The organism is Paenibacillus sediminis (assembly GCF_017873765.1).
GTDB classification, from domain to species: Bacteria; Bacillota; Bacilli; order Paenibacillales; family Paenibacillaceae; genus Paenibacillus_AG; species Paenibacillus_AG sediminis.
Genome location: NZ_JAGGKP010000008.1, coordinates 84,452 through 106,615, shown reverse-complemented (window position 1 = coordinate 106,615; position 22,164 = coordinate 84,452). Strand labels below are relative to the sequence as shown.

The 22,164-nt window shown below is 42.2% G+C and carries 26 protein-coding genes and 1 other annotated feature; of the genes, 13 read left to right on the top strand and 13 right to left on the bottom strand.

Features of this window, described 5'->3' with window-relative positions; translation table 11 throughout:
* Positions 1–468: 468 nt before the first annotated feature.
* Entirely contained in the window at positions 469–1,821 is a 1,353-nt protein-coding gene (locus J2Z20_RS14170; protein ID WP_209851571.1) for an Ig-like domain-containing protein, read from the bottom strand.
* A gap of 178 nt (positions 1,822–1,999) precedes the next feature.
* Here J2Z20_RS14170 and yunB point away from each other — a divergent pair, with 178 nt between their 5' ends.
* Positions 2,000–2,833, top strand: a complete 834-nt coding sequence (gene yunB, locus J2Z20_RS14165; protein WP_245252378.1) for a sporulation protein YunB — start codon at positions 2,000–2,002, stop codon at positions 2,831–2,833.
* Positions 2,834–2,847: 14 nt separating this feature from the next.
* Here yunB and J2Z20_RS14160 read toward each other — a convergent pair whose 3' ends face one another.
* Complete coding sequence (locus J2Z20_RS14160) at positions 2,848–3,927, bottom strand: M23 family metallopeptidase (RefSeq protein WP_245252376.1); 1,080 nt, start codon at positions 3,925–3,927, stop codon at positions 2,848–2,850.
* A 202-nt stretch (positions 3,928–4,129) separates the two neighbouring features.
* Between J2Z20_RS14160 and lipA the strand changes: the two genes are divergently transcribed.
* Positions 4,130–5,029 carry a lipoyl synthase gene (gene lipA / locus J2Z20_RS14155; RefSeq protein WP_209851569.1) on the top strand — a complete coding sequence of 300 codons (900 nt, stop codon included), beginning with the start codon at positions 4,130–4,132 and terminating at the stop codon, positions 5,027–5,029.
* Between the two features lie 37 nt (positions 5,030–5,066).
* Positions 5,067–5,390 carry a YutD family protein gene (locus tag J2Z20_RS14150; protein WP_245252388.1) on the top strand — a complete coding sequence of 108 codons (324 nt, stop codon included), beginning with the start codon at positions 5,067–5,069 and terminating at the stop codon, positions 5,388–5,390.
* A gap of 26 nt (positions 5,391–5,416) precedes the next feature.
* Here J2Z20_RS14150 and J2Z20_RS14145 read toward each other — a convergent pair whose 3' ends face one another.
* Both J2Z20_RS14145 and ylbJ read right to left on the bottom strand, forming a co-directional pair.
* A complete protein-coding gene (locus J2Z20_RS14145; RefSeq protein ID WP_209851563.1) occupies positions 5,417–6,220 on the bottom strand; it encodes an NAD kinase in 804 nt (267 codons plus the stop codon).
* A gap of 67 nt (positions 6,221–6,287) precedes the next feature.
* Entirely contained in the window at positions 6,288–7,532 is a 1,245-nt protein-coding gene (gene ylbJ / locus J2Z20_RS14140; RefSeq protein WP_209851560.1) for a sporulation integral membrane protein YlbJ, read from the bottom strand.
* A 400-nt stretch (positions 7,533–7,932) separates the two neighbouring features.
* On the opposite strand from ylbJ, the gene J2Z20_RS14135 reads away from it, so the two are divergent.
* Together J2Z20_RS14135 and J2Z20_RS14130 are read left to right on the top strand one after the other, a co-directional pair.
* A complete protein-coding gene (locus tag J2Z20_RS14135) occupies positions 7,933–8,310 on the top strand; it encodes a globin domain-containing protein (RefSeq protein ID WP_209851557.1) in 378 nt (125 codons plus the stop codon).
* Between the two features lie 49 nt (positions 8,311–8,359).
* The gene (locus tag J2Z20_RS14130; protein WP_209851554.1) at positions 8,360–9,073 is read left to right on the top strand and encodes a DUF2225 domain-containing protein; all 714 of its coding nucleotides are present in this window, start codon (positions 8,360–8,362) and stop codon (positions 9,071–9,073) included.
* Positions 9,074–9,145: 72 nt separating this feature from the next.
* Here J2Z20_RS14130 and J2Z20_RS14125 read toward each other — a convergent pair whose 3' ends face one another.
* Both J2Z20_RS14125 and J2Z20_RS14120 read right to left on the bottom strand, forming a co-directional pair.
* Positions 9,146–9,376 (bottom strand): hypothetical protein, encoded by a 231-nt coding sequence (locus tag J2Z20_RS14125; RefSeq protein WP_209851551.1) that lies wholly within the window; start codon positions 9,374–9,376, stop codon positions 9,146–9,148.
* Complete coding sequence (locus tag J2Z20_RS14120; RefSeq protein WP_209851548.1) at positions 9,376–9,543, bottom strand: YycC family protein; 168 nt, start codon at positions 9,541–9,543, stop codon at positions 9,376–9,378. The genes J2Z20_RS14125 and J2Z20_RS14120 overlap by 1 nt, the downstream gene beginning before the upstream one ends.
* Before the next feature lie 92 nt (positions 9,544–9,635).
* Here J2Z20_RS14120 and J2Z20_RS14115 point away from each other — a divergent pair, with 92 nt between their 5' ends.
* Entirely contained in the window at positions 9,636–11,435 is a 1,800-nt protein-coding gene (locus J2Z20_RS14115; protein ID WP_209851545.1) for a M3 family oligoendopeptidase, read from the top strand.
* 232 nt (positions 11,436–11,667) lie between these two features.
* A complete protein-coding gene (locus J2Z20_RS14110; RefSeq protein ID WP_209851542.1) occupies positions 11,668–12,075 on the top strand; it encodes an O-methyltransferase in 408 nt (135 codons plus the stop codon).
* 94 nt (positions 12,076–12,169) lie between these two features.
* Here the strand turns inward: J2Z20_RS14110 and J2Z20_RS14105 are convergent, their stop codons facing one another.
* Together J2Z20_RS14105 and J2Z20_RS14100 are read right to left on the bottom strand one after the other, a co-directional pair.
* Complete coding sequence (locus J2Z20_RS14105; protein ID WP_209851539.1) at positions 12,170–12,397, bottom strand: alpha/beta-type small acid-soluble spore protein; 228 nt, start codon at positions 12,395–12,397, stop codon at positions 12,170–12,172.
* Between the two features lie 119 nt (positions 12,398–12,516).
* A complete protein-coding gene (locus J2Z20_RS14100) occupies positions 12,517–13,488 on the bottom strand; it encodes an aldose 1-epimerase (RefSeq protein ID WP_209851537.1) in 972 nt (323 codons plus the stop codon).
* A gap of 133 nt (positions 13,489–13,621) precedes the next feature.
* Positions 13,622–13,865, top strand: a binding site (T-box leader).
* An 87-nt stretch (positions 13,866–13,952) separates the two neighbouring features.
* Between J2Z20_RS14100 and trpS the strand changes: the two genes are divergently transcribed.
* Positions 13,953–14,942 (top strand): tryptophan--tRNA ligase, encoded by a 990-nt coding sequence (trpS, locus tag J2Z20_RS14095; protein WP_209851535.1) that lies wholly within the window; start codon positions 13,953–13,955, stop codon positions 14,940–14,942.
* On the opposite strand, the gene J2Z20_RS14090 is transcribed toward trpS, so the two are convergent.
* Positions 14,939–15,139 carry a hypothetical protein gene (locus J2Z20_RS14090; protein WP_209851531.1) on the bottom strand — a complete coding sequence of 67 codons (201 nt, stop codon included), beginning with the start codon at positions 15,137–15,139 and terminating at the stop codon, positions 14,939–14,941. The two genes, trpS and J2Z20_RS14090, sit on opposite strands and share 4 nt — an antisense overlap.
* A 109-nt stretch (positions 15,140–15,248) precedes the next feature.
* Here J2Z20_RS14090 and J2Z20_RS14085 point away from each other — a divergent pair, with 109 nt between their 5' ends.
* Positions 15,249–15,473, top strand: coding sequence for an alpha/beta-type small acid-soluble spore protein (locus J2Z20_RS14085; RefSeq protein ID WP_209851528.1), 225 nt, complete (start codon positions 15,249–15,251; stop codon positions 15,471–15,473).
* A gap of 71 nt (positions 15,474–15,544) precedes the next feature.
* Here the strand turns inward: J2Z20_RS14085 and J2Z20_RS14080 are convergent, their stop codons facing one another.
* Positions 15,545–16,534: a metal-dependent hydrolase gene (locus tag J2Z20_RS14080; protein ID WP_209851525.1), complete on the bottom strand. Its 990-nt coding sequence runs from the start codon at positions 16,532–16,534 to the stop codon at positions 15,545–15,547.
* 217 nt (positions 16,535–16,751) lie between these two features.
* Here J2Z20_RS14080 and cyoE point away from each other — a divergent pair, with 217 nt between their 5' ends.
* Complete coding sequence (gene cyoE / locus J2Z20_RS14075; RefSeq protein WP_209851522.1) at positions 16,752–17,690, top strand: heme o synthase; 939 nt, start codon at positions 16,752–16,754, stop codon at positions 17,688–17,690.
* A gap of 39 nt (positions 17,691–17,729) precedes the next feature.
* Positions 17,730–18,341: an SCO family protein gene (locus J2Z20_RS14070; RefSeq protein ID WP_209851519.1), complete on the top strand. Its 612-nt coding sequence runs from the start codon at positions 17,730–17,732 to the stop codon at positions 18,339–18,341.
* Positions 18,342–18,392: 51 nt separating this feature from the next.
* Here the strand turns inward: J2Z20_RS14070 and J2Z20_RS14065 are convergent, their stop codons facing one another.
* The 3 genes from J2Z20_RS14065 to J2Z20_RS14060 form a co-directional block, all read right to left on the bottom strand.
* Positions 18,393–18,755, bottom strand: coding sequence for a DNA primase (locus J2Z20_RS14065; RefSeq protein ID WP_209851516.1), 363 nt, complete (start codon positions 18,753–18,755; stop codon positions 18,393–18,395).
* 151 nt (positions 18,756–18,906) lie between these two features.
* Positions 18,907–19,041, bottom strand: a complete 135-nt coding sequence (locus J2Z20_RS18050) for a sporulation protein YjcZ (protein ID WP_245252374.1) — start codon at positions 19,039–19,041, stop codon at positions 18,907–18,909.
* A 118-nt stretch (positions 19,042–19,159) separates the two neighbouring features.
* The gene (locus tag J2Z20_RS14060; protein ID WP_209851513.1) at positions 19,160–20,326 is read right to left on the bottom strand and encodes an MFS transporter; all 1,167 of its coding nucleotides are present in this window, start codon (positions 20,324–20,326) and stop codon (positions 19,160–19,162) included.
* A gap of 178 nt (positions 20,327–20,504) precedes the next feature.
* Here J2Z20_RS14060 and J2Z20_RS14055 point away from each other — a divergent pair, with 178 nt between their 5' ends.
* Both J2Z20_RS14055 and J2Z20_RS14050 read left to right on the top strand, forming a co-directional pair.
* Positions 20,505–20,936, top strand: a complete 432-nt coding sequence (locus J2Z20_RS14055) for a hypothetical protein (protein ID WP_209851510.1) — start codon at positions 20,505–20,507, stop codon at positions 20,934–20,936.
* Between the two features lie 38 nt (positions 20,937–20,974).
* Positions 20,975–22,126, top strand: a complete 1,152-nt coding sequence (locus J2Z20_RS14050; protein WP_209851507.1) for a transglutaminase domain-containing protein — start codon at positions 20,975–20,977, stop codon at positions 22,124–22,126.
* Positions 22,127–22,164 lie beyond the last annotated feature (38 nt).

Below are 22,164 nucleotides of genomic sequence, written 5' to 3'. Positions count from 1 at the left end.
TTCTCCAATCTTTACTCCATCTCTTTCCCTTCCTTTTCGGACACTAATTATTATTCGTTTTCGTTCACAATTGAACCAGTTTTCTTCCAGTTTTACACCCGCTAAACCTCACATGGGAGGACAACAATTATTATCTTGAAATCAGGGGAGAGCGCAAGTGGGAGTAGGGGAGTGGTGGTGTTGGGGGTGAGGACAGTAATTATTATGTTTCTACAGTTTTTTTAACCAAACAATAATTCCTGTCCACGCCCCTAAATAAGTATTCAGGCATAAAAATTACTGTCCGCAAATAGATCAAAGACTGGAAGTTGGTCGGATAATATACCGATCAAGCTCCAGTCTTTTTCTCTTCCTTATAAAGGTTATTTCAAGCCTTTCTCGATTTTTAACTCGATTTCTAAGCCCATTTTTCTTTTCCCCTTGCACAGCTGTGGCTTGCCACAGAAACAACAAGTGTGTACTTCCTTTTTATTTCGTAACGGTAACTATGACCTTCGCACTCTTGCCGCTTGTTGATTTTGCAGTAATCGTCGCTTTGCCGCTGGCAACAGCATGAACGGTACCGTTAGCGTCTACAGTAGCCACTTTGGAGTTGCTGGTGGACCAGGTTACATTTTTGGCAGTAGCGTTCGTTGGAGCAATCGTAGCTGTTACTATTACGTTTGGCCCTCCTATCTTCATACTTAGCGTCGATTTATTTAATGTAATACCCGTGACGGGCTGTACGATATGAATCGATGCGGAATCTGTCTTAGCGCCATCTTCAGTAGTAACTGTTATCGTAACGGTACCGGGGGCTACAGGTGTAATGACGCCTTTATCACTAACTTTAGCGATTGCCTCATTACTGCTCGTCCAGGTGATGTTTTTGATCGTGGCCTTCGTTGGAGCGATGGTAGGAATGAGCTTCACATCTGAGCCCATTTGGATCGTTAAATCTGTTTTGTTCAGCTGAACACCAGCAACCCGGAATGGAACGGTAACGAAGGTCTTGGCAATCTTACCATTGGCAGATTTAGCGGTAATGGTAGCTTTGCCGGAAGCGACAGCATGAACGACCCCATTCTCATTGACTGTAGCGATTTTGGAGTTGCTGGTGGACCAAGTAACGTTTTTGACAGTGGCATTAGCTGGCGCAATCGTCGCTATGAGAGTGATATCGGGCTCTCCTGCTTTTAAGATCACAGCGGTTTTATTCATCGTAATACCGGTAACTGGTTGTACGACGTGAATGACAGCAGTCGCTGTCTTGGAGCCGGCAGCTGTCGTAACTGTTATCACAGCGGTGCCTACAGATACGGGAGTAATAACACCTTCAGTGCTGACAGTAGCGATTGCCTCGTTGCTGCTCGACCAAATGACGTTCTTGATCGTAGCGTTAGCGGGTGTGACCGTAGGAACGAGCTTTGCAGTAGTGCCAATATTTAAGGTTAGTTCCGTTTGATTCAGCTGTACGCCCATTACGGGAAAAGGAACAGTAACGATTGCCTTGGCAGTCTTGCCATTGGTTAGTTTAGCGGTAATGGTCGCTTTCCCAGAAGCAACTGCATGAACTGTTCCGTTAGCATTTACAGTAGCAACGCTTGAATTACTGCTTGACCAAGTTATCGTTTTATCGTCATTGACATTTGCCGAAGTGACCGTCACGGTGAGAGAGATGTCAGGATCGCCTACCTTCAGCATAAGCTCGGTTTTGTCTAATGTAATATTAGCTGCCGATTGAGTTTGATCGCTGTTTGTCCCTTCTCCATTAACAATTCCTGACGATACACCAAAAAGAAGAGTAAAGGAAAGCAACCATTTAAAGTAACGATGTTTCATCATAAAAGTCTCCTTCTGCACTAGTAAGTTAATGATATCGGTAAGCTATTAATGATATCGGCATTTTTTTCTAAAAAATAAAGCAGCACCCCAAACCTCGGGACCTGCTCTTCTTTTTTGCAACTTGGCTGCATAACCATATAAAAGAAATGGGACGGCTGCCAGGAGGAATGTGTGAATGTGGCAAATGCGAAGAAGGCGAAGGTGGCATAGCCAGAAGAGTAAGCCCCGAAATAAAAGGCGGACAATATTGCTGATCATTATGTTAATTATGTTGATTTGCACACTTCAGCTTTTTAGTTATATCGAGAGAAACATGGTACCGCCTACAATGCATTTAGCGAAGGTTCGAGTGCAGCAAATTGCTACGGAGGCGATTAATAAGGCAATTACGACTCAGGTGACGGAAGGGCAACGTTTTGATAAGTTAATTGAATGGAAAACGGAAGAAAGCGGGAAAGTATCTGGATTTATGCTGAACTATGCTGAGCACATGAAAATAACTTCAGATACGATTCAGGTTGTACAATCCACTTTGCAAAATATTCACATGCTGAAGGAGAACATTCCGTTAGGGATGGCGCTCGGAAGCCCTGTTTTAGCATCATTTGGTCCGAAGATTCCAGTAAGGATTGAACCCCAAGGTGCTGTAAAAGTAGAACTTAGCACTCGTCAGCAAGATGCAGGAATTAATATGATTCTGGTTGAAGTGTACATTCACATTACGACTGAAGTATCCGTTGTCATCCCATTTGATATTGAAGCTGAGAAAGTGGAAACGGAAATTCCGATTTCTTATTTGCTGGTCGTTGGGGATGTGCCGATGTATTACTATGATAATAAAGGGAATCCCATTGGCGAAAATGGCAATAATGCCCCTAATATTTCCGTTCCGATGAATACACCGCCAAGCGAGGGGCAATCTCAGAATAAGTCAGGCGAAGGAGCTGCAAGCGAGGAGCAACCAACAGCGTCGGATGTACATCCAGTCGAAGGCGGAGAAGCCAAATAGAACAAACGGTACCTTCATGATGAAGGTACCGTTTTTCCTTTTTTAAGACGTTTGCGTTCTTCGATCTCCCATTGTCTTAGCAGCGGGTATGGGTCAAATGACCATTCGACGAGACCTCTGTCTCGATAAATGCCGTAATGAAGATGCGGCGGGAATTTCCCCTGAGTACCCGGTTTTCCATAGCCAGAGCTGCCGACCCAGCCAATCGTTTGTCCTGGAGTGACCACATCGCCTATATTTATACTTTTGTTATACCCGGATAAATGCGCATAGTAGTGGTACCGATTTTCAAGGTCTCGAATTCCAATTCGCCACCCGCCAAATGGATTCCACCCTTTCACTTCAATAATACCGTAACAGGTACTTCTAACAGGCAATCCATAGTAGGCAAATAAGTCTGTGCCTTCATGAATGCGGTTCCCGCCCCAGCCTCGGGCGCTGCCCCATGTGTCATGATAAGCGTAACTATTTCCGATAGGCAAAGGAAATGCATGCTCGAACAAATCTAATCGATCAAATGTTTGATAAATTTTTGCAAATTGTTGTATGCGCTGAACCGCGCGACTGTTCTGATAGTAGTCCCAAAGTGCAATGTAGAAATCATCATCTGCATATCCGTATTTTAGTAAATGGCTAGCCATACTATACAGCACATCCACGTCATTGTTCGCGTCCGCAATTCCATCTCCAGAGCCGTCCCGTCCATATCCTGCGAAAATTTCAATCGATTTCGGATTTACATCTTTAGGGTCAGGGTTCAGCCAGCCTGTCCAAGCAGGTTCACTCATGAAAATTCCGGTCAACCTTTCAGGATGTTTGCGATCTTTAGGATGTGCCTTCGTCATCGTTCGTTCATATTGATCTATGGCAGCGAGCCGATACCATGGAATATTGGTGAGCACACTCATTTTATCGTAGAGTATTTTGCGGGAATCGTATATATTCTCAACTTGTTTAGGCGGAGAGGTCTTAGATACACTAGCCTTCTCTTCTGCTTTCGCATAGGCGCTCGTATTCAGCCATATAATGGAAGCTATCAGGCCATATGCAGCACAGCGCAAGCAGAGTAAGCTGAACTGAGAAATGGATATCAACTTCAGAGCCTCCTCTTGTTGTCGGATGTGGTTTGTGTAATATAGATTAGACACAGCATTAGGTTGAATCAATTTATGATCTTTTATCCATTTTCAGTTCTTTTTCATTCATCTTTCTTCGTTAAGGACAAGTATATCCATCAATTTCATGGTATAATATGAGTGAGCAGCGGCTTAATATGAGAGAAAGAAGGTCAACACATTGGCAAAAGAGGAGAAATTAGCTAAACCAGATTGGATTCGCATTAAGCTGACTACCGGAGATAATTTCAAAGAGATTAAAGACATGATGCGCTCAAAAACATTACATACGGTATGTGAAGAAGCGCGCTGTCCGAACATATATGAATGCTGGGCGAACCGCACTGCTACCTTTATGATTCTGGGTGATATTTGTACTCGTGCATGTCGTTTCTGTGCGGTGAATACAGGTATGCCAACTGAACTGGATCTGCAAGAGCCGGAACGTGTAGCCGAAGCTGCTGAGAATATGAATCTACGCCACTGTGTTGTCACTAGTGTTGCGCGTGATGATCTCAAAGATGGCGGCGCTTCCATTTTTGCCGGAACGATTCATGCCATTCGCAAACGGCTTCCATTTTGCAGCGTAGAAGTTCTCATTCCTGATTTTCAAGGTGATTTGGACTCACTCAAAATTGTAATGGATGCAAAACCAGATATTTTAAATCATAATATTGAAACCGTTGAAAGACTTTCTGATCGGGTTCGTGCTAAAGCGAAATATCGCCGTTCCCTTGAGCTATTGAAGAGAGCTAAAGAACTACAACCAGATATCCCTACGAAATCAAGCATTATGCTTGGTGTAGGCGAGGAATGGGATGAAATTTTACAAGCGATGGATGATCTCCGTGCGGTAGACTGTGATATACTAACGCTCGGTCAATATTTACAGCCTTCTCCTAAACATTTAAATGTGGAGAAATACTACCATCCTGATGAATTTGCGAAACTGAAAGAGGAAGGCTTGAAACGCGGCTTCAGCCACGTTGAATCTGGACCTTTGGTACGCAGTTCTTATCATGCTCACGAACAAGTGAAATCAGCAACTCGTCATAAAGAGGAGCAAGCGGTTTCGCAATAATACTATATGAAAGGCAGGAGAAGTGTCCTTGATTCAAATGAGTGGCAAAACCTATGAACTTGTCCAGAATCATAAGAATGGTTGGAATCTAGAAGCGTTCAAGGAGCGATATAGTGAAGTTCTCGATCGCTACGATTATATCATTGGTGATTGGGGATATAGCCAACTGCGTCTTAAAGGATTTTTCAAGGACAACCACCCTAAAGCTACCAAAGATACAACGATCTCCAGCCTGGTGGACTATATTAACGAATATTGTAATTTTGGCTGTGCTTATTTTGTGTTAGAAAAAACAAAGGATTCTGTCAAAGAACCTGTTAACGATAGTGAGAGCGCACCTAACGTAAAAAGCGGTTCCTGATCATCAGGACCGCTTTTTTATTATCCCTACCCTAAGAAAGCTTCACGCACTCGATTCCAAAATGGATAAGGACGGTAACGGACAAAACTTATTTTCTGTTCTGCAACTTTGCACTGAATCGAAATGAGATCATCAACAGGGATGTTGAGGTGATCAATGGTAAGAAGCAGCCGTTGTTCTTTACGTGAATAAATATCACAATGATGGTGCTTTGGAAGAAGAAGCGATGATCCCAGCGTGCGGAAGACACGATTGTTTATCGAAGCGATTTCCGCTAGCTGCAACGCCTCAATGGATGGATGCACTAACGCACCGCCAATACTTTTGTTATAGGCAGTACTGCCTGAAGGTGTAGAAATACAAATCCCGTCTCCTCGGAACATTTCAAACAGTTCATCATTGATGTCTATTTGTGCGACAATGGTTCCATCCACGCCTTTAATCGTAAGTTCATTCAGGGCAATGCAAGTCGTTTGTCCAGATTTTTTGTATATTTCGATTTCAATAAGCGGATATTTCGCAATTCGTGGTTTTAGTTGATCAGCGCTTTTAGCTCCACTCATTAATTCAATTAGTTCAGGAATTTCATCAGCTTTCCAGTCCGCATAAAAACCGAGATGGCCAGTATGTACTCCTACGAATGCAATATTAGGGATACGATCAATAAAGGTATGGAAAGCGTGCAGCATCGTACCATCACCGCCTATAGAAATGACGATTTCCGGTGATTCTGCATCCAATTGAAAGCCGCGTCCTGCTGCAAGCTTATGAAATTGCTCGCTCAATTCAACTGATAACTGATCTCCACGATCTAGAACATAATATCTCAATATGAAGATCTCCTTTGTTAGACGGTATATACCGATTCTATCCAATTATGAGTCAGAAAACAACGTTTCATTTCCGATTTGCCGATTTTATGAAGAGTCTTATCCTTCTGAAGCAGTGGATTATGAAGGAAATGAAAAGCAACATGAAAAGTATATAGATCAGTATGCGATAATTAAGCGAGAACATATTCATACTCCATCCGGTTAATGGATACGTCTTCCAAGCAGGAGCAGAGAAAACAGTATTATAATCCTTTCCCATTACAGCATCCCACAACAAGAACGTTAATATCGCGCTAATGATCGCATGTATAAAACGTGCCACCATAAACGGTAAGTAACGAAGGTTGGTATGATTTAGAATACTCGTAATTTGAGCATGAACGGACAATCCTCCCCATGACAAAATAAATGCAGCTGCAGCTACTTTATACTGAAGCGGGATGCTGCTTCCAGCCTCTCCAGCAAATCGCGCACCCAGTGTAACTTCAAACAGCCCCCCTACAATAGGTTCAGACAAGGCGGAAGGAAGCCCTGCCATTTGAAGCATACCGTGAATAAGGCTGTATAATAACGACATGAGTCTAGCTTGTGTAAGAACTTCCAGAATAACAGAGAAGAATACGACTAAACCCCCTACGACAATAATAAGCTGCAAGGATGAATTTATAGCTTGACTTAAGAGTTGACCGAGTCCTCTGCCATCTTGAATACGTGCTTGATGCATCTGATAAAATGCTATTCTTAAGCGTCCTTTTCCATGGATTCGATCGGCCTTTGATTGGGGCTTTGAACTTTTTGAGCCGTGGAAACGCATAATGAGACCTACCATAAGTCCACCGCCGTAATGGGCTAGTGCAAGTATAGAGGCTACTTTAGGATTGTGAAAAAATCCGACCGAGACTGCACCTATGAGAAAGATCGGATCTGAGGAAGTTGTAAAGGCAACAAGCCGTTCCGCCTCTTCTCGGTTAACTAACTTCTGTTCCCACAACTTTGCAGTCAGCTTTGCTCCAACTGGATATCCTGAGGCATAGCCCATAGCCGCGACGAAGCCTCCGCTTCCTGGAATGCGGAACAAAGGCTTCATAAGGGGGTCAAGCAATGTACCGATAAAATGGACGATACCAAAGCCTAGAAGTACCTCAGATATTACAAAAAAAGGGAATAAAGAGGGGAATAAAACATCCCACCATATCGATAAACCTCGCAGTGCTGCATTAAGGGAAGCTTGGGGATAAACAAACATGAAGATGCATATCAATAACATGGACCCAACCATGAGAGGAACACCAAAGCGATGTTGAACCATTGTAACACGCCTCCTGGCAGATAAACGAAGCATTATAAAATACTGTTATGCATTTGCCTGGACAAACAGTACAAAGTACAACCAAAAATATAAGTAAGCGATTACATAAAGTTCTTTATTTTTTTGAAAGGTATGATAAACTAAGTGTAACAACATACATTTTTTGTCGCTGTTTGAACATGATAAGGGTGGAGTGATGAAAATGAGTATTGTCGCCGGTATTCTCGTATGCGCTTTTGTATATGTAATTCGCGCCTCTCTCGTCCATCCCGGTGAAGAGGATTGGCGAAGCTACTAACTTAGGCCCAATGGTGCTAAACAAACGTTTAGCACCATTTTTTGATATGATATAATAGTACAAACCTATATTTTGGGAAATGAAAAAAGTTGGTGATAAGATATGGCGAATGAGACGCTCTACGAAATGATTGGAGGCGCACCTGTACTTCGCAGGGTCGTTGAAGCATTTTATCCAAGAGTGAAGCAAAATCCTTTAATTGGACCATTGTTCCCCGAGAACATTGATCCGGTCATGGATAGACAATATAAGTTTTTAACACAATTTTTTGGAGGTCCTTCTCTATATTCAGATGAGTACGGTCATCCGATGATGCGTGCTCGGCATCTTCCGTTTCCGATTACGAGGGAGAGAGCCGATGCATGGTTGTCTTGTATGGCCGGGGCGCTTACTGAGGTTGGAATTGAGGAGCCGCTTCGTACTTTTGTGCTGGAACGTTTATCAGGCCCTGCCTATCATTTTGTAAACACCCCTTCTTAATTATTAGAACAGAACTGCAGTGATCAGACAAAAGGGAGGAGATAAACCTGTGACGCTGGAACCTTTATACTCAATTCATGTGACTTGCTGGCAATGCGAGAATGTATTTCAATCCTCTCGCGTTCGTCCAAGCTTTAAAAAAGCAATTCGGACGGATTCTGATTTTTGCGGTTATTACAAGGAAGAAAATCCTGATTATTATGTCGTTCGTGTATGTCCTGCATGTGGTTTCGCCTCAACTGAGCACTCTTCAAGTAAACTGACAGAGGTACAGAAAAGAAAATTTAGAAGCGAAGTTGGTGATCGCTGGACCCCTAAAGATTACAGCGGACAGCGTGATTGGAATGCCGCACTGGAAACTTATAAGTTAGCTCTATTATGTGCTCAAGCAATTGAAGAAAAGGAGCGAATTATCGCGAGTCTGCTTCAGCATATAGCGTGGATGTATCGTTATAAAGGTAATAAAGAGCAGGAACAGAGATTTATGCGTTTCTCATTAGAAGCATATGTGAGAGTGTATGAGACCGAAGTTGTTGGGAAGAATGATGCCCGCCTATTATATCTCATTGGCGAACTGAACTTACGGACTGGATCTTTACATGAAGCGGCAAAATGGTTTTCGCGTGTTATTCATGATCATAAAATCGTAGATACGGCGATGATCCGGGCTTCTAGAGAGCAATGGGCTGTTCTGCGAGAACTGATGACGGAGAAGAAGCTTGAATTGCCTGAGGAAATGCGTAACGAAAGTAAATCAAGCTAACGGTTCTTATACATAAATAAAGCATAAAGGAATGGATATTCCTTTATGCTCTTTATTTAACATATTTATATATTACCGAAGAACTTGATCTGTAAGTATATAGTCGGAATCGCTGTTAAGAACGGTCACTTTGTTATGACAACAAGGAAACACGAGCAGCTTCTTCTTACCCTCGCGCACGCTTTGCAGCTCGTGAGGCTTCATCGGAAGCAGTACATTTTCCTGCTCGCAGAAAGGACATTTCTGTACATACACATCGCCAGCGATTACGTCATATGGCCACGATCTCTCAAAAGGAATCATTATTCTTTAGACTCACTTTGCGATGAATTACTCGTTTCTTCTTTGGCTAATTCTGCGAGCTTTTTCATTAATATATGCTGAGGCATATGCATCAAGTGTTCCAAAGGAACTCCCAGTTTCTCAGATAATTTGACAGCCGTCTCCGGTGATATTTGTAAAGGTCTCATATGAGTATCCCTCCATGAATGAAAGTTATAGTATAGTTATACACATTCTCTAAGGATACTTCAAATATAAATTACAAGAAAGGTGATCTGCCATGAAACATCCGCTTCAGCTCACTTGGGATTTGGAATCCATTTTTAACGGAGGATCATCCTCTGCAAGCTTTGCCTCATTTCTAGGAGATCTTGAACAAGATATTAATGAATTGCAAAAACAGGTTACAAATGCAAAAGCCCCTCAGACACTCGATGAGACGCATCGGTGGGATGCTGTGATTGAATTGTTTCAGAGCTGCGGTCAGCGGCTAACTGAGGCTTCCTCTTTTGTCTCTTGCTTAACTTCTCAAGACCAGAAAGATAAGAAAGCAATCCAGTTGTCTGGCAAAATTGCAACATTCGTAGCGAAGCTGAACAGTGTATCTGCCAGGTTCCAAAACATTCTTCGTGACACAAACGAGGAAGTATGGTCTTCATGGATGAAGCGCAGCGAAATTGCTCCAATTTCTTTCTCGCTGAACGAGAGCAGGGAGATTGCGCGTGAGAAAATGTCTCCGGAGCTTGAAAGCTTGGCTCTAGATTTAGCAGTAGACGGCTATCATGGATGGAGTGAGTTCTATGATACGATTGTTAGTCAGGTCCGCATTCCATTTGAGGAGAACGGAGAGTCGGTGCTCTTATCCGCTGGGCAAGCATCTAATAAATTGGTGGATCCCGATCGAAATGTTCGGGAGAAAATGTTCTCACTCTGGGAGAAAGCTTGGACTGATGCGGCTGATTATTGCGCAGATACGCTTAACCGTATTGCTGGCTTCCGAAATAAACTGTATGAGAATCGCGGCTGGGAAGACACATTGAAAGAACCGCTTGCCATCAATCGTATGACTCGTCAAACGCTTGACAGCATGTGGAAAGTAATTACCGACAATAAGCCTGTATTCGCCGCCTTCTTGGAGCGTAAAGCGAAGCTTCTTGGTGTAGAGAAGTTAAGCTGGGCTGATGTAGATGCTCCCATTGGCGAGTCAACTGGTAAAATAAATTATGATGATGCGGCAGAAGAAATTGTTGAACAGTTCCGCAAATTTAGCCCTAAACTAGCTGATTTCGCTGTGCATGCGTTTGAGAACAACTGGATTGAAGTCGAAGACCGTCCAGGCAAACGCCCTGGAGGTTTCTGTGCTTCACTGCCAGTCAGCAAACAAACGCGCATTTTTATGACTTACGGCGGAACGGCCTCCAATGTATCTACACTTGCTCATGAACTAGGTCATGGATATCATCAATTTGTGATGGATGATTTGCCTCATTTTAACCAAGATTACGCCATGAATGTAGCAGAGACAGCTTCTACTTTTGCCGAGATGATTGTTGCAGATTCTTTAGTAAAAGGGGAGGCAGACAAACAAGAGAAGCTTGCTCTTCTAGAGAACAAAATTGGAAACAGCATTTCGATGTTTATGAACATTCATGCGCGTTTTTTATTTGAAACTAGATTTTATGAGAAACGGAAAAATGGGTTATTGAGTGCAGAGGAATTAAGTGAATTAATGGAAGAAGCGCAAAAAGAAGCATTCTGTGATAAGCTTGCATCTTATCATCCGCATTTCTGGGCTTCTAAGCTGCATTTTTATATTACCGATGTGCCATTCTATAACTTCCCGTATACGTTCGGATATTTGTTCAGCACGGGTATTTATGCGAGAGCGCTGGAAGAAGGGCCGGCATTTGCCGATAAATATGATGCTCTTCTCCGGGATACAGGTCGTATGACAGTTGAAGATCTAGCTCAGAAGCATTTAGGGGTTGATTTGACTGGACCTGATTTCTGGCAAAGCGCTATCCAATTATGTTTAGATGATGTAGAGCAATTTTTAAAGATGACGGATCATTTGGTTTAAGTCAATAAACGAAAGAGAATGCAGCATTTCAGTGCAGCATTCTTTTTTTGGCATTAAAAACAATGTCAGAATAACAAAAATAATGACGAATAATGAATCAAAAATTGGTAATTATTAATAATTTATAGTCAATTTTACCTATTTTTGTTGAATATTGTTGATGGATATAATTGGTTATCATATAATGAGTCCAATGCAAATGAATTAAAATGATTCTAAAGAAGGGGGTTAAATGGTGAAATTGGACCAGCTATCACTTGCCAGACAGCTCGATATTGTGTTTAAGGAGTTAGAAGATGAGCTCGCAGGTATATCATCTGGCACATTGATTTTGCAAATTCGTAATAATGTTATTGGTAAATTTGGCATTCGTCATAGTCCAATAGCCGGAAGAAATGGCAAGTTAACTGGTCCTGAACAAGGTCTAACGGAAAGGCATTTAAGTTCTTTTCGTCATATGGCTTTAGAATCGCTGAAATTTAAGCGGCACTGGACACATGGTGAAGTCAGTTATGATTTTACAATTAGGCAAGGAATGATTATTGTAGATGCTATCTTTGAATCCAACTATAATATGGCTAATCTCATGATCCGTTATCCACGAAATACATATCATGAAATGAATACAGATTCATTGTAGTTTTCGGTCTTATAACATCATTCAAACAAGAAGAAGACGGCTTACAGATGTAAACCGTCTTCTTATATTTGTTGTAAGTAGGAGAAAATAAACATTACTGACTTGAACGACCTGACATTTGTTGTTCTGCGATTTGTACAAGACGTTTAGTAATATATCCACCCAGAGAGCCATTCTCACGGGAAGTCATATTTCCTTGGTAACCGTCTTGAGGGATTTGAATACCGAGTGATTGTGCTGCTTCAGTCTTCAATTGTTGAAGAGCAGCAGTTGCTTGAGGAACAACCAAATTGTTAGAACGGTTTCTACCTTGACCTGCCATATTCGTCACCTCCTTTGGTCTTTGTGATGATTAGTATGGTTCGGAAGTGATAAAATATGCGGTCAGGCCAAGCAGAAATCAGTGGTAATTATTACACTGTAATGGTAGATTATGAATCTTCATTGCTTTGGATGAATCATTACTAGCTTCGTTTTAAGCACGATCGATTGCTGCGGCTTCAGATCAATCAAACCAGTAAAATCTGGAGAAAGTTTTGAATTTGGGGCATCTGGAAGCCAAGTATAAGGTTCGATGCATAGAAACTGGTCTGCTTCCCCCTTTGTGAATAACACCCAATGTTTGAAATATTCAGGGTCTACTGAATAACGCAGTCCATATCCATCATCTCTTACGAGCAATGCTTCAGCCGGTTTGTCACCAATTCTGAACAAAGTGTCCATATTGGTTCCTTTCAAATTCATTCCTTTATTTAACACTTCGAATTGACCTAATGGCTCAATATCGCCAGTTGGAATTTGCTCTTCATCCTGCTTATATAAATTGGATACAGGAAGTGTCAGCGTCCATTTGTCAGGCTCTCCATCAAGGAGAAACCATGTATGAAGGCCTAATCCAAATGGTGCAGCATGCTCACCAAGGTTTGTAATTTTAAAGCTTTGTTCGAGCTCAGATCCTTGAAGCTTTAATGTCATTTCCAGCTTCAGCGGAATCGGATACTGACGCATCCAATTTGGATCATCTGACGTAACAAACTCGGTTGTGATGGAGCAGCTTTCTTCCTCTTCTTCAATATCAGTAACGCGCCACGATTGGGCACGGTGCAGTCCATGAATATGATTATCATGCGCCGTATTTTGATCGAACTGGTAGTCGACTCCGTTGTACTCAAAATGTCCACGGCGAATGCGTCCAGGCGGTATAAGCATTGGAATACCGAAGTGATAAGGTTTTACCATGTAAAAATCTAAATCCGCTTCGTCAGGACGGCGCAGCACTTCACGTTGTTCTATAGAATCCCAGATGCCAATTACATTGTTGCCTAGACGAGGCAGCAGTGTGACTTCAAGATCTCGGCTATGTAAGATGTAAGTGTCGTATCCATTCCATTGCCCTTTTGTCACTTGTTTCATATCGATACTCCTCTTTTCACTGTAATCAAATTTTACTAAGACATATCATAACAGATTTTCGTAAAGACAAAAAACAGATTTGACAATTCACCAAAAAGATGATTATGATGATGCATATAGTTTATCAGATAATCATAATACGATGACAGGGACAAGTAGGCAAGAACGGTGCTACCTTCAGAAAGCCGGTGGTGGATGTAAACCGGTGGGGCCGATTTGCTGAATGGACCCTCGAGTGCCGAGCGCAACAGAAATAATCATCTTATTTCTAAATATGCCGGCCGGCTGTTCCCCGTTACGGAATGGAAAGGTCATTTTACGCTCAAAAGGCGTAAATGTGGCAAATAAGGGTGGCACCACGGTCTCACGTCCCTTGCGGATGTGGGGCCTTTTTTGTTTTGTTCCGGAGATGATAATGAACCCGAAGATGACAATGAAATAATAATGCAAATGGAGGAATAGAAATGAAAACAGTACTGTCAGGCATTCAGCCAAGCGGGCAGTTGACACTTGGAAATTACATCGGCGCTATTAAAAATTTTGTTGAGCTGCAAGATAGCCATCAGTGTAATTTCATGGTCGTTGATTTGCACGCGATAACCGTTCCGCAAGATCCTGCGGCTCTTCGAGAGCAATCGGAGGCAGTGGCAACATTGTATATTGCAGCTGGGATTGACCCAGCTAAAGCAAATGTATATCTACAATCGCATGTTCCGCAGCACGCTGAGCTAGGATGGATTTTAACAACACTTACAGGCATGGGCGAGCTTGAACGGATGACGCAGTTTAAAGATAAATCATCAGGTAAAGAAAATGTCGGGGCTGGCCTGTTTGTCTATCCATCATTGATGGCAGCAGACATTCTCGTCTATAATGCTGATCTAGTTCCTGTTGGTGAAGACCAGAAGCAGCACCTTGAATTAACTCGTGATTTGGCACGCCGCTTCAACCATCGTTTTGGCGAGTATTTCACCATTCCAGAGCCTTATATTTCTGAAGTGGGCGCGCGCATTATGTCTCTTGATGACGCTTCAAAAAAAATGAGTAAGAGTAACCCGAATCCAGGCAGCTTTATTGCTATGCTGGACGCACCAGATGTTATTCGCAAAAAAATAAGCCGAGCTACGACGGATTCAGGACGCGAGGTTAAATACGATCCGGCAAATAAACCGGAAATTAGCAATTTGATGAGTATTTACAGCCAGTGCTCCGGCCTTTCTCTTGCTGATATTGAGAAAAAGTACGAAGGACAAATGTACGGCACTTTCAAAAAAGAACTGGCAGAAGTCGTTGTAGCAACACTAGAGCCGATTCAGCAGCGGTATTATGAGATTCGTCAGTCAGGTGAAATTCATAACATTTTACGCCAAGGTGCTGAGCGAGCAGAAGCCACTGCTGCAAAAGTACTGTCTGATGTAAAAGAACGAATGGGTTTTGTACTTAAAAAACGTTAATTCGACTCATCATGTTTACTCAGTGCTTCATAATGGCTTCTTTGTTTGGCTTTAACGATAAATCCTAAGCCAATATTAAGAATAGATATCGTTCCAAGCAATATCGGAAGCCATACCGAGTAGCTTATGGAAATAGCAGTAACCATTAATAAAAGAATCGAGGATGTTGCGAACCATAGCGACAGTCCTTTGCTCATGGGAAAAACCTCCATATGATTAGTAGTAACAAGAGAGAATAAGATTCTTTAGAAGAGTCATACTAAGCTTGCATCTGAAAAATAGCAACAGATGAAGGGAGACTAGATGATGGCTCGAAGAAATCGTTCAAACAATTTGGTTGTGCCTCAAGCTACCGGAGCGCTTCAACAAATGAAGACTGAAGCAGCTCAAGCGCTTGGTATTACGATCCCGCAGGATGGATACTATGGCAATATGACTTCCCGTGAAACAGGGTCGCTCGGAGGTTACATTACGAAAAAATTAGTGCAAATGGCCGAGCAATCTATGGGTGGAACGGGACGCATGCAATAGTGAAATCAATGCTTTAATAAAAGCCCAGGGCTTGTTGCTCTGGGCTTTTACTTTTAAGTTTATTATACTCATTAAGCATCCGTTTGTCCTAAATGCAGCTTTTTTTCCATTCTCTTTTCGCTTAGCCATCCGACATACGTATCAATTGGTTTGTTATTTTTATCGAGGATGAGAACGGCGACAAAAGGAAATTGTTTTCGGTGCCAGTAACGAACATCGGCCCAAGAGATCATCGTGCCCCGTTCAACTTGCTCCACTTCCGCAACCGCGAAGGAAGTAAAGTATAGGAATGACTGAATATCTTTATGGCGCTTAGATAATTCTACTGCCGGATGTTTGGAGGATACGACGTGTTTTTTCCATTTTAACCCTCTCTTATTGTACGATCCAATGTCATAACTTCCGTCTGATCTTCTTTTGACGACATGCCAGTACCTTAATGAGACAGTAGGAATTAAAAAGTAGCGATCGCCTTCCATATAATGAGTATCTTTTTCCTTCACTTCTTTCGTTTTTTGGAAATGGACAATCGTTCTCCAGGCGTAATACATAGCGAGTATTATATACAGGCATATAAACAAAGGTGCAGGCGGGACAATATGAAAAAACCATAGCCCAATCGCAATTACATGTGTAGTGAAAATAAATGGATCGAAAATATGAATGATGTTCCACGAAATCCATTTCTCCGAAAATGGCCGAGCCGCTTGAGTTCCATACGTATTAAACAAATCAATAAATATATGAATCGCAACCGCAAGCAATGTCCATAAAAAAACATGCAGTATTAATACATGAGGAAATAGGAAATGAATGATTAACGTGATGAGCGCAGGCCATATGAGCAAAAATGGGATGGAGTGAGATATGCCCCGATGGTTACGAATATATAATGCGTTGCTTTTTAAGCGCAGAAGAGCATCGAAATCAGGAGCCTGAGATCCCGCAACTGTGCCGGTCATTACAGCCGCTGCAAGTGTGGAATCCGCTGCAACTGCAGGATCCACGTAGGCTAAGCCTGCAAGGCCAAAACCCATAACTAGGTGAGTTGCAGTATCCATACAATAATTCTCCTTTTCTTAGGTGTGTTGTTTATTATTGTCGGGAACCCACTTATTTATAATCATTAAAGTGTCAACAAATTGTCAAAATTAGCAATCGATTTCGCAGTAATTGTCAAAGACTAGAGACGTTTAATATGTTAAAGTTTATAATGTTGAAATTAGTGTGGAGGTTTTGTTCCTTCATGAGACAGATATTAAGGAGGATTATTTACGCGTGGGAAAACCTTTAAGTTACCAGGCTCCTTCGGATTCCGCAGCGTTGTCTGTACGACCTTCTCCTCCCAGTAAGTCAGGTGCATGGAGAGATTTCATTGCCGTAACGAAACCTGGGATTCTAAGATCGAATTTAATAGCCACGTTTGCTGGTTTTTGGTTGGCATCCCAGTGGGACATTCAATATTTGAAGTTAATTTGGACGCTCCTAGGAACGGTGCTGATTATGGCATCTTCTTGTGTGTTCAATAACTTTTTTGACCGTGATTTGGATACGAAAATGGATCGCACCAAAAATAGACCATCTGCTACCGGCAGTCTTTCTCCAAGAGTCGTGTTATGGTACGCTGTTGTGCTCGGTTTAGCTGGTTTCGCTGTTTTATTCGGTATTTGTGGAATGGAAGCGGGTATTTTTGGAGCAGTTGGTATGTTTGTTTATGTTGTAGTGTACACGCTTTGGTTAAAACGTTCATCTACTTGGAGCACGTCAATCGGCGCAATTTCAGGTGCAATGCCGCCGGTCATTGGTTACGTTTCTGCTTCTGGACAAGTAGATATGGGAACATGGCTTCTGTTCGCGATGCTGTTCCTATGGCAGCCGCCTCATTTCTGGGCGCTTGGCATACGCCGTATGGAGGAATATCGTGCCGCTGGCTTTCCGCTTCTGCCTGTTGTAAAAGGCATTGGGCGGACTAAAATTCAAATGATTCCTTATATAGCTCTACTAATACCTGTTCCAATTCTAATGTATGTTTACGGATATACAGGGATTGTATACATGATTGTGGCTTCGCTTCTGTCTGTCATCTGGCTATTTATTTCTTTGCGTGGATTCACAGTTAAAGACAATGATGCGTGGGCCAAGAAAGCATTCATGTTCTCCATCAATTACTTAACCGTCAGCTTGCTTGTTATGATATTTGACACGGTTCATAAATAAACGAATTAGAACCATATCATAGGGAGAAGGGGAACGTACATGCAGTTACTTAAAAAGTATAAGTGGACTTGGATTCTTCTGCTTATTTGTGTCATTCTTGCTGGATACTTAATTATTGAGAATACAGTCAAACCTAAGTTCCCAGTTATCAATAAGGTGCAAGATTTCACCATGGAAAATGTCGATGGGAAAAAGGTGTCGCTCTCGGATACGAGCGGTAAAGTAAGATTGTTTTATTTTTACTTTACAAGTTGTCCTGATGTATGTCCCCCAACTACGTTTATGCTCTCAGAGGTTCAAGATTTGTTGAAGGAGAATGGCATATTTGGCAAAGATGCTTCCATCGTATCGATCACATTTGACCCTCAGACCGATACACGTGAGAAAATAAAACAATGGGCGGGTAAATTTAATGCAGACCTTTCCGGCTGGTATTTCCTTCGCGGTGATGCCCAGCAGACGAAAGATTTTGCTAAAAACAGTTTTAAAATATTAATTGTTGGCGATAACAAAAACAACTTTACGCATGCGAATTTCATCGCTTTGGTTGACCGCGACAATAATTTACGTAAGTTATATAGTGTCAGCAACACAGAGGAAGTTAATGCGAAGGTTATTGCTCAAGATGTTATTGACCTTGCGCGAAAATAAATATGAAGTTCCTTCTAGCGTTTGATGCGCTTAGAAGGAACTTTTTTCGTTTTATAGGATGGGTGAATTAAACAATTGCGGTTCGGGATAAATGATGTACTCTTCTAGTCCGGCTTTTTCAAGCTGTGCGATAATATACTCATCAGGGGTGCCTTCTACCCCCGCATATCCGCGGCGAGTATAAATATGGGAAGCGTCGGGGAAAACATCGCGAAGCACCCCGCGAATTCGTCTGCCCGAAGCGTCATTGTCCATGAACAAATACACTTCTCCGTCTTTAATCTGTTTCCGAAGTGCTTCCAATTTATTGGAGTTAAGCGTTCCAAACGTACACAATATTGAGATTTCAGGCGCTAGCAGCCTGCGGAGCTTACTGCGATCATTTTTACCTTCAACGATGACGTAAATTGCCATATTTGACCCACCTTCTGCTAAGCCGTTTTGCAAAAAAAATTCCCCGGGAAATGCAGCAACTCAAATGTAATTCTATTGTAAACTGTTGTTCACTCTTCATGCAAAAAATAAAAACGACCTGACAAATCAGGCCGCGTATATGAGGCAGACACTAGAAAATGAATGAAGTACGAAGGATGATTATGAGCAAAATAAATAATACGAGAATTGTCCCTGTTGTTGTCCAAAATCCATGTCCATACCCATAACCATAACCATGCGGGTAACCATGAACACCATGATCCATATTTTCATCACCCACTTCCGCCTGTGGTCATTTAACACAATGCTATATTATGAGGATAGGGCGAGAGTGCGCAGTGTGTTTGCCTAAAGTCCTCAAAATATTGGATATAAATGCTTCATTATCGACTTACTGGCTTCACATTCAAAATATTACGGGATATAGGTACAACCACCAGGATCGACATGAGAATGATAAACGCAATGAAATACGGGGATATTTCCATCCGCACATGACCTGAGATAATGGGACCTGCAAATGATCCTAACGACATTGCAATAGATTGCAGCGAAAAGACAAGCCCTAGCGACTTGCCGCCACTCAGTGTAATAAACAAAGAGGCCATGGCAGGGAATACGATCCCTTTAGCCATCCCCATAATGAATAACGGTACCTCGATGGGGATGTGCCATGGAGCAGAGAGAATGAAAAAGCAGAGTGCTATAAGCAGTACGCCTCCTGCAACTCGCTTGGTAGGGTCATACTGCTGAAGAAACAGCATGCTTAACGTGACAAGTGCACCTAAACTCAAGATTGAAAATAAGAAACCGATGCTTAATATGTTCGATTGGTCGTGCACGCGCAGCGGTAATTCAAAGAACAAAATCCCTTGTGAGCAGGCAATGGCAAAGGGCAGAAGAAAGTAACGCCATGATATCGGTTGCATAGAACCTTGATGTTGGAAAGCATCAGGAGAGAAAGGTTTTGGTGCAAGATGATCGGCTGGTTTTATTGAAACTTTACCTCTCTCACGAACCGTAAAATATGCGACAACAGCCGCGCCAATCAGGCCGATGCCAAGTGCTTGGAACGTTTGACCGAAGCCTATTTTTGCAACTAGAAAAGCTCCGGCAGCGGGAGAGAGGACGGAAGCCAGCGTATGCACGACGCCGTGACCCGCCATATATTTGCCTTGTTTAACAGAATCATCAGACAGCGAAGCTAAGAGAGACATACAGGCCGGAGATAAGAAAGCAATCACGAAACCGCTTATTGAGCGGAGAACGAGCAAATGCCAAGGTTCTGTTGCATGGGCTTGCAGAAGAAGCACGATTCCAGCCAATATTAGACTGGTCATAATGTAACGACGACTTCCGTGACGGTCCACCCCATAACCTGCAATAAGGTTGCCCGGTAAGTGCGTTAAAGCATATAATCCCATCATCCATCCAATAAATGTTGGTGCGGCTCCAAGAGATAATGCAAATGGTGTAAGAACCGGAGACTGTGCATGCAGATCGAAAAAAGCGATAAATAAAAAAAGATAGAGCCAGAAAGCTGTCTTCATAAGAGTAACCTCCTTCAGCAAAAAAGAGAGACTATGATATACTTGTACGTTGTTGTGGACAGACATATGCTGTTTTTTTCTGCTAGGAGGGTTAAGCTGACACTGCATCAGGCAATGATGTATAATTAAATAATGTGATTAAAAAGAATCAATCGTGAACAGGAGTGTTGATGTCAATATGGATACACAAGTCTGGCTGCAATTTTTAGAGAAAAATTGGTTGGTTATTATTATTGCGCTAGTTGTTCTCTTCATGATTCTAGGCTTCATTAAGACAGTGGTGAAATGGGCCCTTGTGGCTGTCATTGTTATTGGCCTAATCGTGTACAGCGGAATATCACTGGATCAGCTTAATAACGTGGTGAGTACAGTGAAAGATGAAGCAATAGACACAGTGAAGACACAGGCGCTTAACGCGATGAAGGATGAAGCGAAAGAAGCCAAATTTACACAAAATCCAGACGGCACTTTTACGATCAAGAGCACCAATCTTGAAATGACAGGTAAAACGGGAGAAAATAAAGTACGTGTTACCTATAGAGGCGTTTCCTTAGGAGAATGGAAAATGAATGATACAATTGATGCATTTATAAAAGAAGCCACCCCTTAATTACTCACACTTTTTTGCATCATAGAGAGGAGGGCATCATGATTACAACTTGGATTGATAGTCTAAGAGACACGAATGGTATAACGATTCTACTATTTGCGATTTGGATCATTTCGCTCTTGCAAGGATTATTGAGAGGGGCGTCAAGCTCAGCAAATCGGTTGTTTAGTTTGGTGAGCGATGCCGTTCTCGCTATTATAGGTATTGGACTCGCGATTCCTTTAACGATATGGTTATCTCCGCAAGTCGTAAGATGGCTTGACCCGCTAGTGAGTGCTCTGCCTAACCGTGAATTGAAATTGTGGAAGCAAATTTACTATACTTTAATTACGACAATCAAAGATTTCTCGCTTATGAGATCTGCTGTTCTGTTTATGCTCAGCTATGGGCTTATTCGAACGCTCCTTCTCACCATATATTCTTTATTTTTTGGACACTTTGCTGCTAGAATGGCGGCGCCTAGTCATAGACCTGCCTCACTCATTAGCCGCTTAGTGGGGGCTTGCATTGGCGGGGTGATCGGGATCGCTCGCTGTTTTGTCGTGCTGGCTGTTCTATTTATTTTTGTCTCACTCTATCCACAGACGTCGTTTAGTCATTATGTTGAAGCTTCTCCGGTGTATAAGCAGGGAGCTAAGACGATATTTGAGCCGTTGTCCGGGTCATTTATTAAAGAACGGCTTCCCGTGTTTACTCGTTCAGTAGAGAAAGAAATGAATGAGATACTGCAGCGGAAATATGAAGTGATAGATTATGGAATTCCTAATAACATTAATGAGGCTGCTGCAGCCATTGTGAAGGGTGCGCATACTGACCGTGAGAAAGCCCGTCTATTGTATAACTGGGTCGGTTCACGCATTCATTATGATTATGACAAGGCTCGTGATTATGAAGAAAAAAGAATTTGGCATGAGCAAGATCCTGAGCAGACTTTCAACACGAGACTCGGGGTATGTATCGACTATGCACGTCTCTATGCCGTAATGGCTAGATCACAAGGTCTTAAAGTTAAAGTGGTAACAGGACTTGGATATGATGGTCAAGGCGGTTATGGTCCGCATGCGTGGAACGAAGTGTACATTAGCGAGGAACATAAATGGATACCAGTAGATACAACTTGGGCGAGCAGCGGTAATTGGTTCGATCCGCCGCGTTTTGGCGAGACGCACATTCCTGATCGTTCGATTTAACGAATATTTACCGTAACTATTAAATTTAGCAATTGACA

Bases quoted from the DNA above. Each gene is read 5' to 3' on its own strand.
- J2Z20_RS14125 (WP_209851551.1), bottom strand. From the start codon at position 9,376: ATGATTCCTTTTGAGAGATCGTGGCCATATGACGTAATCGCTGGCGAT.
- ylbJ (WP_209851560.1), bottom strand. From the start codon at position 7,532: ATGGTTCAACATCGCTTTGGTGTTCCTCTCATGGTTGGGTCCATGTTA.
- J2Z20_RS14070 (WP_209851519.1), top strand. From the start codon at position 17,730: ATGCAGTTACTTAAAAAGTATAAGTGGACTTGGATTCTTCTGCTTATT.
- J2Z20_RS14110 (WP_209851542.1), top strand. From the start codon at position 11,668: ATGGTGAAATTGGACCAGCTATCACTTGCCAGACAGCTCGATATTGTG.
- J2Z20_RS14090 (WP_209851531.1), bottom strand. From the start codon at position 15,139: ATGAGCAAAGGACTGTCGCTATGGTTCGCAACATCCTCGATTCTTTTA.
- trpS (WP_209851535.1), top strand. From the start codon at position 13,953: ATGAAAACAGTACTGTCAGGCATTCAGCCAAGCGGGCAGTTGACACTT.
- J2Z20_RS14055 (WP_209851510.1), top strand. From the start codon at position 20,505: ATGGATACACAAGTCTGGCTGCAATTTTTAGAGAAAAATTGGTTGGTT.
- J2Z20_RS14100 (WP_209851537.1), bottom strand. From the start codon at position 13,488: ATGAAACAAGTGACAAAAGGGCAATGGAATGGATACGACACTTACATC.
- J2Z20_RS14105 (WP_209851539.1), bottom strand. From the start codon at position 12,397: ATGGCAGGTCAAGGTAGAAACCGTTCTAACAATTTGGTTGTTCCTCAA.
- J2Z20_RS14150 (WP_245252388.1), top strand. From the start codon at position 5,067: ATGAGTGGCAAAACCTATGAACTTGTCCAGAATCATAAGAATGGTTGG.
- J2Z20_RS14050 (WP_209851507.1), top strand. From the start codon at position 20,975: ATGATTACAACTTGGATTGATAGTCTAAGAGACACGAATGGTATAACG.
- J2Z20_RS14080 (WP_209851525.1), bottom strand. From the start codon at position 16,534: ATGGATACTGCAACTCACCTAGTTATGGGTTTTGGCCTTGCAGGCTTA.
- J2Z20_RS14085 (WP_209851528.1), top strand. From the start codon at position 15,249: ATGGCTCGAAGAAATCGTTCAAACAATTTGGTTGTGCCTCAAGCTACC.
- J2Z20_RS18050 (WP_245252374.1), bottom strand. From the start codon at position 19,041: ATGGATCATGGTGTTCATGGTTACCCGCATGGTTATGGTTATGGGTAT.
- yunB (WP_245252378.1), top strand. From the start codon at position 2,000: ATGTGGCAAATGCGAAGAAGGCGAAGGTGGCATAGCCAGAAGAGTAAG.
- J2Z20_RS14120 (WP_209851548.1), bottom strand. From the start codon at position 9,543: ATGAGACCTTTACAAATATCACCGGAGACGGCTGTCAAATTATCTGAG.
- J2Z20_RS14065 (WP_209851516.1), bottom strand. From the start codon at position 18,755: ATGGCAATTTACGTCATCGTTGAAGGTAAAAATGATCGCAGTAAGCTC.
- J2Z20_RS14170 (WP_209851571.1), bottom strand. From the start codon at position 1,821: ATGAAACATCGTTACTTTAAATGGTTGCTTTCCTTTACTCTTCTTTTT.
- J2Z20_RS14115 (WP_209851545.1), top strand. From the start codon at position 9,636: ATGAAACATCCGCTTCAGCTCACTTGGGATTTGGAATCCATTTTTAAC.
- J2Z20_RS14060 (WP_209851513.1), bottom strand. From the start codon at position 20,326: ATGAAGACAGCTTTCTGGCTCTATCTTTTTTTATTTATCGCTTTTTTC.
- J2Z20_RS14135 (WP_209851557.1), top strand. From the start codon at position 7,933: ATGGCGAATGAGACGCTCTACGAAATGATTGGAGGCGCACCTGTACTT.